Here is a 10,511-nt window from a genome sequence, read left to right on the forward strand (position 1 = left end):
AGCGTAGCGGGGACATGACTCCCCCCGAGCGGCCCTCTGGTTCCGCGCGCCCTGCCTCCAGCTCCGAGGATCCGCAGCAGACGTTGCCTGTCGGGACCCGGCGACCCGGCGCCACCGGCGCGGTCCGGCGCTTCCGGTTCACGGTGCTGGAGGGCCCGGAGCCAGGGTTCTTCCGCGAGTCCAGCGCGGACACGTACTCGCTGGGCTCACACGCCCTCAATGACCTGGTCATCGAGGAGCCCACTGTGTCGCGCTTCCACTGCGAGGTGAAGGTGGATCGCGATGGGGCTCGGGTGCGCGACCTGGACAGCCGCAACGGCACCATCCTGGACGGCGTGCACGTGCGCGAAGCGTTCCTGCGCGGCGGCAGCGTGCTGCGCCTGGGGCGCGTCAGCGTCCGCTTCGACTTCAGCCCCGAGAGCAACCGCCTGCTCATCTCCGAGCGCCCCGTGTTTGGGGACCTGGTGGGCACGTCCGTGGTCGCGCGGGTGAGCTTCGCCCTCATGGAGCGCGCCGCCGCGAGCGACGCCACGGTGCTTCTGGAGGGCGAGACGGGCACGGGCAAGAGCCGCGCGGCCTTGGCCATCCATCGCGCCAGCGCGCGCGCCGCGGGGCCGTTCCTCACGCTGGACTGTGGCGCCATTCCCGCGAACCTGCTGGAGAGCGAGCTGTTCGGTCACGAGAAGGGCGCCTTCACGGGGGCCCTGCAACGCCGCGTGGGTGCGTTCGAGGAGGCCGATGGGGGCACCATCTTCCTCGACGAGATTGGAGAGCTGCCCGCGGAGCTTCAGCCCAAGCTGTTGCGGGTGCTGGAGGAGGGGGAGATTCGTCGGCTGGGCTCGAACACGTATCAGCCGGTCAACGTGCGCGTCATCGCGGCCACGAACCGGGACCTGCGCGCCGAGGTGAACGGGGGGCGCTTCCGCTCGGACCTGTTCTTCCGGCTCGCGGTGGTGCGCATCCTCATCCCGTCGCTGCGAGAGAGACCCGAGGACATCGCGCTCATCACCGAGCGCATCCTGGCATCATTGGGCGCGACGCCCGCGCAGGTGGAGTCGCTGTCCGCCCCGGACTTCGTCGCGCAGCTCCAGCGCGCCGCGTGGCCCGGCAACGTGCGTGAGCTGCGCAATCACCTGGAGCGCTGTCTGGTGTTCCAGGACGCCATGCCGCCATCGTCCGAGGACGTGGGCGCCGCGCCAGGAGTCGCGCCGACGGCGATCGATCCCAAGCTGCCCTACGCGGAAGCACGCCGCCGGGCCCTGGAGTCCTTCGAGCGCGAGTACCTGGATGGGCTCCTCGCGCTGCACCAGGGCAAGGTGGCGGTAGCGGCGGCGGCGGCGGACATGGACCGGGTGTACCTCTACCGGCTCCTGCGTCGGCACGGCCTCAAGGTGTAGCGCCGGTTGTGCGTGGCCGCGGTCGGTGTGTTCACCGCCGCGCAAGCAACCCCGCCCTGGTGTCTGACTTGTCCACGCGTGGCGTCCCCCTACCTTGGGGGCTCTGTCATGCGCGCATGAATCCGCCGCCACCCGAGCCCGAGCCGTCTGGTCCATCCTTGCGCGAGAAGCCGCGGCGCCGTCTCTGGCAGTGGTGGCTCGTCGGCCTCGGTGGCGTCGTCGTCGTGGGCGTCCTGCTCGCGCGTCGTCATGAGGCCAGCTCCGCCGCGAAAGCGGCGGGCGCGCGTGACACCGGGAAGCCGCAGCCAGTGGTGTCGGCCGTGGCGCGCACGCGTGATGTCCCCGTGCACCTCGCGGGGCTGGGTGCCGTCACGCCCACCAGCACCGTCACCGTCCGGACGCGCGTGGACGGACAGCTCATGCGCGTCGCCTTTCGAGAAGGGCAGCTCGTCAAAGAGGGCCAGCTGCTGGCCGAGATTGATCCGCGCCCTTTTCAGGTCCAGCTCGAACAGGCGCTCGGGCAGCTGCGCCGGGACGAGGCGTTGCTCGCGAACGCGCGGGTAGACCTCCGGCGCTACACCACGCTGTTCAGCCAGGACTCCGTCTCCCAACAGACGCTTCAGACGCAGAGAGCGCTGGTGCATCAGTACGAGGGCAACGTGAAGGCGGACCAAGGCACGGTCGCGTCGGCCCGCTTGAACCTCACCTATGCCCGCGTCACCTCGCCGGTCAGTGGGCGAGTGGGGCTGCGGCTGGTGGACCCCGGCAACATCGTCCACGCAGCCGACGCGAACGGTCTGGTGGTGGTCAACACCGAGCAGCCCATCGCGGTGATCTTCTCCGTGCCCGAGGACCGGGTGCCGGAGCTCCTCTCCCGACTGGCCACGGGGCAGACGCTGGCGGTCCGCGCGTTCGATCGCACCGGGACGAAGCTGCTCGCGAACGGGACGCTCCTCACGGTCGACAATCAGATTGACCCGACGACGGGGACCGTCCGGCTGAAGGCGACCTTCCCCAACTCGGACTTCGCGCTGTTTCCGCAGCAGTTCGTCAACGCGTGGTTGATGATCGACACCCTGCGCGGCGCGACCGTGGTCCCCACCGCGGCCATTCAGCATGGCGTGAACGGGGCGTTTGTCTACCGCGTTCAATCGAACGACACCGTCCAGGTGGTGCCGGTGAAGACGGGGCCCTCGGATGGGGATGACACGGTCGCGTCCACCGGACTCCAGCCCGGAGACCTCGTGGTGGTCGAGGGCGCGGACAAGCTCACGAATGGCGCGCCCGTGAAGCTCCAGTCGCGCGAGCCCGGGCCCGCCGTGGGAGGCAGCGGCCGAGATGGAGGCCAGGAGGAGCCCGCCGGCGTCGCGCCGGATGGCGGTCGGTGAATGTCCGAGCCCTTCATCCTGCGCCCCATCGCGACGTCGCTGTTGATGCTCGCGCTCCTGCTCGCCGGGGTGCTCGCGTACCGATTGCTGCCGGTCTCGGCGCTGCCCGAGGTCAATTACCCGACCATCCAAGTCATGACCTTCTACCCGGGCGCGAGCCCGGACGTGATGGCCACCGCCATCACCGCGCCCCTGGAGCGCCAGTTCGGTCAGATGCCCGGCTTGGATCAGATGACCTCGTCCAGCTCGGGAGGGGCCTCGGTCATCACCCTCCAGTTCACGCTGACCATGAGCCTGGACATCGCCGAGCAGCAGGTGCAGGCAGCCATCAACGCGGCCTCGAATCTGCTCCCGAGCGACCTGCCCAACCCGCCCGTCTACAACAAGGTGAACCCCGCGGACACGCCCGTCATCACCCTGGCGCTGACGTCCGAGGTGATGCCGCTGCCGAAGGTTGAGGACCTGGCCGACACGCGGCTCGCGCAGAAGTTGTCGCAACTCCCCGGCGTGGGGTTGGTGAGCATCAGCGGGGGACAGCGGCCCGCCGTGCGCATCCAGGCCAATGCCACGGCGCTGTCCGCGCGCGGGCTGACGCTGGAGAACATCCGCACCGCCGTGGCCGCGGCGAACGTCAACACGCCCAAGGGGAGCTTCGATGGGCCGCGCCAGTCCTTCACGATCAACTCCAATGATCAGCTCCTGACCAGCACGGACTACGCGCCGCTCATCCTCGCGTATCGCAATGGCGCGCCGGTTCGGCTGACGGACGTGGCCCGGGTGTTCGATGGGGCGGAGAACGCGCGACAGGCCGCGTGGATGAACGCCGTCCCCGCGGTCATCCTCAACGTGCAGCGTCAGCCCGGCGCGAACGTCATCGCCGTGGTGGACAGCGTGAAGAAGCTGCTGCCCCAGTTGCAGGCCACGCTGCCCGCGACGGTGAAGGTCGCCGTGCTGACCGACCGCACGACGACCATCCGCGCCTCCGTGCACGACGTGCAGGTGGACTTGATGTTCTCCATCGCCCTGGTCGTGCTGGTCATCTTCCTGTTCCTGCGCAACCTGCCCGCTACGTTCATCCCCAGCGTGGCAGTGCCGCTGTCGCTGGTAGGCACCTTCGGCGCGATGTACCTGCTGGGCTTCTCACTCAACAACCTCACGCTCATGGCGCTGACCATCGCGACGGGCTTCGTCGTCGACGACGCCATCGTGATGATCGAGAACATCAGCCGCTACATCGAAGGGGGCACGCCGCCGCTGGAGGCCGCGCTGAAGGGGGCGAAGCAGATCGGCTTCACCATCCTCTCGCTCACCGTCTCGCTCATCGCCGTGCTGATTCCGCTCCTCTTCATGGGAGACGTGGTCGGGCGCCTGTTCCGTGAGTTCGCCATCACCCTGGCGGTGACCATCCTCTTGTCCGCGGTGGTGTCGCTGACGCTCACGCCCATGCTGTGTGCACGCCTGCTGCGGCACCATGCGCCAGGAAACGAGAGCCGCTTCGAGCGCGCGATGGGGGGCGCCTTCCAGTGGCTCGTGGCGCGCTACGACGTCGCGTTGACCTGGGTGCTGCGGCACCAGACGGTGACGCTCCTCATCGCCCTGGGCACACTGGTGCTCACAGGGGCGCTGTTCTGGTTCATCCCCAAGGGCTTCTTCCCGGTGCAGGACACCGGCGTGCTCCAGGGCATCAGCGAGGCGCCCCAGTCCATCTCCTTCTCCGCCATGGCCGAGCGGCAGCAAGCGCTGGCGCACGTCGTGTTGCAGGACCCGGCGGTGGAGAGCCTCACGTCGTTCATTGGTGTGGACGGGACGAACACCACGCTCAACAGCGGCCGGATGTTGATCAACCTCAAGCCGCTCGCGCAGCGGGACGACTCGGCCACGCAGGTCATCCAGCGCTTGCGCGGGCCGCTCGCGCAGGTGCCGGGCATCGCGCTCTACCTGACCCCGGTGCAGGACCTGACCATCGACACCCGGGTGAGCCGCACCCAGTACCAGTACAGCCTCAGCTCGCCGGACACCGCCGAGGTCTCGGCGTGGACCGGCCGGCTGGTCGAGTACCTCCGAGGGCAACCAGAGCTGGGTCAGGTGTCCAGTGACCTTCAGGACGAAGGGCTCCGGATGAACCTGGACCTCGACCGTGACACCGCCTCGCGCCTGGGCATCACCCCGCAGCAAGTGGACGACGCGCTGTACGACGCCTTCGGGCAGCGACAGGTCTCCACCATCTTCACGCAGCTCAACCAGTACCACGTCGTGCTGGAGGTCCTCCCCGAGCAGCGGCGCGCGGCCCAGCCCATGGAGGGGCTCTACCTCCAGTCGGCGGCGGGCTTGCCCGTTCCCTTGTCGGCCTTCACGCGCATGTCGTCCGGCGTGGGGTCGCTCACCATCAACCGACAGGGTCAGTTCCCGGTCGCCATCGTTTCCTTCAACCCCGAGCCCGGAACCTCGCTGTCAGAGGTCGTGCGGGTCTTCGAACGAGCGAAGGCGAGCCTGGGAGTGCCGCTGTCGGTGCAGACCCAGTTCGAGGGAACGGCGCGAACGTTCCAGGACTCACTGGCCAACGAGGGGTTCCTCGTGCTGGCGGCCGTCGTGGTCGTCTACCTGGTGCTCGGCATCCTCTACGAGTCGTACATCCATCCGCTCACCATCCTCTCCACACTGCCCTCGGCGGGGATGGGTGCACTGCTCGCGCTGTGGCTGTGCGCCATCGACCTGGGCGTCATCGCGCTCATTGGCGTCATCCTGCTCATTGGCATCGTGATGAAGAACGCCATCATGATGATCGACTTCGCCCTGGAGGCGGAGCGCGTCCACGGACGCACCGCGCAGGAGGCCATCCACGAGGCGTGTCTCCTGCGCTTTCGTCCCATCCTCATGACGACGCTCGCGTCGATGCTCGGCGCGGTGCCGCTCGCGCTGGGCAGTGGCATGGGGGCGGAGCTGCGGCGGCCGTTGGGCATCGCCATCATTGGTGGGCTGACGGTCAGTCAGCTGCTCACGCTCTTCACCACGCCGGTCATCTACATCGGCTTCGACAACCTCTCGCGCCGGTTCACGCGAGGCACGTCGCGTCGCGGAGGGATGACGCCCCCGCGGGAGGCGCCCTCGGAATGAACCTCTCGGCGCCCTTCATCGCGCGCCCCATCGCCACGTCGTTGCTCGCGCTGGGCACGGCGTTGTTGGGGGCGCTGGCCTTCACGCTGCTGCCCGTCGCGCCACTGCCGCAGGTGGAGTTCCCCACCATCAACGTGCAAGCGGCGCTTCCAGGGGCGAGCCCTCGCGTCATGGCGACGTCCGTGGCCACGCCGCTGGAGCGACAGCTCGGACGCATCGCGGGCATCACGCAGATGACGTCCTCCAGCGGTCTCGGCTCCACGAGCATCGTCGTGCAGTTCGACCTGTCTCGGAACATCGATGGCGCCGCGCGAGACGTGCAGGCCGCCATCAACGCCGCGCGCGGGAATCTGCCGGCCAACCTGCCCAACAACCCCACCTACCGGAAGGTGAATCCCGCGGACGCGCCCATCCTGCTGCTCGCGCTCACCTCGGCCACGTACACGCGCGGCCAGATGTATGACGTGGCGTCCACGCGGCTTCAGCAGAAGCTGTCCCAGGTGAAGGGCGTGGGGCAGGTCATCGTGGGCGGTGGCGCGCTGCCCGCCGTGCGCGTGGAGGTGAATCCCACCGCGGTGAGCAAGCTGGGCCTGGGGCTGGACGGTGTCCGCACCGCCATCGCCGCGCAGAACGCGAACCGGCCCAAGGGACAACTGGAGGAGGGGCCTCGCACCTACAGCGTCACCGCGACGGATCAGCTCTTCACGGCGGCGCAGTACAAGGCCATCACCGTGCTGTCGCAGGATGGCTCGCAGGTTCGGCTGGAGGACGTGGCGGACGTCACGGACGACAACGTGGAGGACGTGCACAGCCTGGGGCTGGCGAACGGCAAACAGGCCGTGCTGCTCGTCATCTTCAAGGAGCCTGGGGCCAACGTCATCGACACCGTGGACGCCATTCGCGCGCTGCTGCCGACGTTCCAGGCCTCACTGCCGGCGGGCATCGACATGGCGGTGACGATGGACCGGACGACCACGATTCGCGCCTCGCTGCATGACGTCGAGGTGACGCTCGTGCTGGCCATCGCCCTGGTCATCTTCGTGGTGTTCGTGTTCCTCGGCAGTGCGCGCGCGACGCTGATTCCGAGCGTGGCGGTCCCGCTGTCGCTGCTCGGCACCTTCGCGGCGATGTACCTGCTGGGCTACAGCTTGGACAACCTGTCGATGATGGCGCTGACCATCTCCACGGGCTTCGTGGTGGATGACGCCATCGTGGTGCTGGAGGACATCCAGCGCCATTTGGAAGAGGGCATGACGCCGCTGGAGGCGGCGCTGCGCGGCGCGCGCGAGGTGGGGTTCACGGTGCTGTCGATGAGCATCTCGCTCATCGCGGTGTTCATCCCCATCCTCTTGATGGGGGGCATCGTCGGGCGCTTGTTCCGCGAGTTCGCCGTCACCTTGTCGGTGGCCATCTTCGTCTCGCTGCTCGTGTCGCTCACCGTCACGCCGGTGATGTGCTCGCGGCTGCTCCGCTCACCCTCGCGAGCCGCGAAGAAGCCCTCGCGCTTCATGCGGCCCTTCGAGCGCATGCGGGAGGGCTATGCGCACAGCCTCGGCTGGGCGCTCGCGCACCCCGGGCTCTTGCTGCTCGTCATGGCCGCGGCCATCGCGCTGAACGGCTACTTGTTCGTCGTCGTGCCCAAGGGCTTCTTTCCCCAGCAGGACACGGGGCGCATCAGCGCGACCGTCCAGGCCGAGCAGGACATCTCGTTCGAGGCGCTGTCGCGCAAGTTCATCGAGTACGCACACATCATCGGCGCGGATCCAGCGGTCGAGGCGGTCTCCGGCTCGGTGGGGGGCTCCGGAAGTTCGTCGAACTCCGGGTCGTTCTTCATCACGCTCAAGCCGTTGGAGGAGCGCAAGGTCACCGCGGACATGGTCATCAACCGGCTCCGAGGCAAGCTGGCCCGAGTACCGGGTTCTTCGCTGTTCATGCAGTCCGCGCAGGACCTGGTGATTGGCGGTCGGCAGGGTGGGGCGCAATTCCAATACACCCTGTCCTCGGACAACTTGTCGGTGCTGACGACCTGGGCGCCTCGGGTGATGGAGCGGCTCCAGCAGGTGCCGGGGGTTGCCGACGTCAACAGTGATCAGCGTGACCACGGGCTGGAGGCCTTCGTCACGGTCGACCACGACACGGCCTCTCGCTTCGGCATCACCCCCGCGGAGATCGACAGCACGCTCTACGACGCCTTCGGGCAGCGACAGGTGTCGACGATGTACACCGAGCGCAACCAGTACCACGTCGTCATGGTGGTGCAGAAACAGTACTGGCAGCGCCCCGAGAGCCTCGACGTCGTCTATGTCCGAGGCGCGCAGGGCCAGCAGGTCCCGCTGTCCGCGTTCGCGACCTTCGCGCCCGCCTCGACGCTGTTGTCGGTGAACCACCAGGGGCAGTTTCCCTCGGCGACCATCTCGTTCAACCTGCTGCCGGGGGCCTCGCTGGGCACGGTGGTGAGCGCGGTGGAGGAGGCCGTGCACCAGATGGTCCTGCCCGCGCAGATTCGCGGGAGCTTCAGCGGGACGGCGCAGGCGTTCCAGTCCTCGCTCGCGTCGGAGCCGCTGCTCATCGCGGCGGCGCTGTTCGCGGTCTATGTGGTGCTCGGCATCCTCTACGAGAGCACGCTGCACCCCATCACCATCTTGTCCACGCTGCCTTCGGCGGGCGTGGGGGCGCTGCTCGCGTTGCTGCTGTGCCGGTTGGACCTGTCCATCATCGCGTTGATCGGCATCATCTTGCTGATCGGCATCGTGAAGAAGAACGCCATCATGATGATCGACTTCGCGCTGTCCGAGGAGCGCGGCGGCGCGAGCCCGCGTGACGCCATCTTCCGCGCGGCGCAGTTGCGGCTCCGCCCCATCTTGATGACGACCATGGCCGCGCTGCTGGGCGCGCTTCCGCTCGCGCTGGGGTCGGGGGTGGGGTCGGAGCTTCGCCGACCGCTGGGCATCGCGATTGTGGGGGGGCTCTGCGTGAGCCAGGTGCTGACCCTCTACACGACGCCGGTCATCTACCTGACCCTTGATCGGCTGGGGCTCCGGGCCCGGCGGCTCGTGCGGGGGACACCGCGCGCCGCGGCCCCTTGATGTGTGGAGCGAGTGATGCGCGGCGCCTTCTCATCATGGCGGAGTGGAGGGACGGTGGCGGTATGCCAGCGCTGGGGGCTCGTGCTGCTCGCGGGCTGCCTGGTGCTGGGATGTCCCGTGGGGCCGAACTACCGGCGCCCGAGCGTCGTGGTGCCCGCGCACTTCAAGGAGGCCTCGAACGGATGGATGCCCGCGCGCCCCAACGACGAGCGTGAGCGCGGCCCGTGGTGGGAGGTGTTTCAAGAGCCCGAGTTGAATGCGCTGGAGGCGCGCGTGGCGAGCGCGAACCAGACCGTCGCGGGCTTCGAAGCGGCCTACTGGCAGGCGCGAGCGCTCGTCGCTCAAGCACGCGCCGCGTGGTTCCCGCAGCTGGGGGCGTCGGCCTCCGCCACTCGGGCTCGGGGGGCATCGGGCACGGGGGGCACCGGCTCCACGCCTACGACGCCCACGCAGGTTCCCAGCACGGGGAGCAGTGGGGCGGGCAACATCTACCGGTTGTCGGTGGATGCTTCGTGGGAGCTGGACCTCTGGGGCCGAGTGCGCCGCCAACTGGCCAGCGCGAAGGCCTCGGCACAAGGGGCCGCCGCGAACCTGGCGAACGCGAAGCTGTCCGCCCAGGCCATGCTCGCGCAGAGCTACTTCCAGGTTCGCGCCCTGGATGCGAGCCAGCGGCTGCTGGATGACACCGTCGTCGCGAACGAGAAGCTCCTCACGCTCACGCAGAATCGCTACGCGCAGGGCGTGGTGTCCCGGGCCGATGTGCTTCAAGCCCAGACCCAGGTGCAGCTGGCGCGCGCCGCGGCGGTGGAGAACGAGATCGCCCGAGCGCAGTTGGAGCACGCGATCGCCGTGCTGGTCGGTGAGCCCGCGTCGGGCTTCGCGCTTCCGCGAACGCCGCTCCGGGCCGTGCCTCCGCCGCTCCCCCTGCGCCTCCCGTCGTCGTTGCTGGAGCGACGCCCGGATGTCGCCGCGGCCGAGCGCAAGGCCGCCGCCGCGAACGAGCAGATCGGCGTGGCGATTGCCGCGTTCTTCCCGGACCTGTCGCTCTCCGCGTCCACCGGCTTCACCAGCGCGGCCTTGTCGCAATGGTTGAGCGCGCCCGCCTGGGTGTGGTCGCTCGGGCCGCAGTTGGTCGCGACCTTGTTTGATGGCGGGCAACGACTGGCGCAGACGGACGCGGCGCGCGCGGCCTATGCGCAGAGCGTGGCCGAGTACCGGCAGACGGTGCTCTCCGCGTTCCAGGACGTCGAGGATGCCCTCGTCTCGCTGCGCGTCCTCGAGGAGGAGCTGGTCTTCCAGCAGGCGGCGGTCGAGTCCGCGAAGCAGGCCCTGGAGATCTCCGTCAACCAATACAAGGCCGGCACGGCGACGTACCTGGAGGTGCTCATCGCGCAGACGACCGCCTTCGCCGCCGAGGAGAAGTGGGTGAACCTCTCCGGGCAGCGGATGGTCTCGGCGGTCGGGCTCATCAAGGCCCTGGGCGGGGGGTGGGACGCGAAGGAGCTGGACCCCAAGGAGAAGTGAGG

The 10,511-nt window shown here is 68.7% G+C and carries 5 protein-coding genes; all 5 read left to right on the forward strand.

Annotated elements, in window-relative coordinates; translation table 11 throughout:
- Positions 1–14: 14 nt before the first annotated feature.
- The 5 genes from KRR26_RS15410 (at position 15) to KRR26_RS15430 (ending at position 10,509) form a co-directional block, all read left to right on the forward strand.
- Positions 15–1,397, forward strand: a complete 1,383-nt coding sequence (locus KRR26_RS15410) for a sigma 54-interacting transcriptional regulator (RefSeq protein WP_120207907.1) — start codon at positions 15–17, stop codon at positions 1,395–1,397.
- Between the two features lie 116 nt (positions 1,398–1,513).
- Positions 1,514–2,785 (forward strand): MdtA/MuxA family multidrug efflux RND transporter periplasmic adaptor subunit, encoded by a 1,272-nt coding sequence (locus KRR26_RS15415; RefSeq protein WP_217080192.1) that lies wholly within the window; start codon positions 1,514–1,516, stop codon positions 2,783–2,785.
- Positions 2,786–5,899 carry a multidrug efflux RND transporter permease subunit gene (locus KRR26_RS15420; protein WP_217080193.1) on the forward strand — a complete coding sequence of 1,038 codons (3,114 nt, stop codon included), beginning with the start codon at positions 2,786–2,788 and terminating at the stop codon, positions 5,897–5,899.
- Positions 5,896–8,985: a multidrug efflux RND transporter permease subunit gene (locus tag KRR26_RS15425; protein ID WP_217080194.1), complete on the forward strand. Its 3,090-nt coding sequence runs from the start codon at positions 5,896–5,898 to the stop codon at positions 8,983–8,985. The genes KRR26_RS15420 and KRR26_RS15425 overlap by 4 nt, the downstream gene beginning before the upstream one ends.
- A gap of 54 nt (positions 8,986–9,039) precedes the next feature.
- The gene (locus KRR26_RS15430; protein WP_328707144.1) at positions 9,040–10,509 is read left to right on the forward strand and encodes an efflux transporter outer membrane subunit; all 1,470 of its coding nucleotides are present in this window, start codon (positions 9,040–9,042) and stop codon (positions 10,507–10,509) included.
- The last annotated feature ends 2 nt before the right edge of the window (positions 10,510–10,511 follow it).

This window comes from Citreicoccus inhibens (assembly GCF_019039035.1).
Lineage (GTDB): Bacteria > Myxococcota > Myxococcia > Myxococcales > Myxococcaceae > Citreicoccus > Citreicoccus inhibens.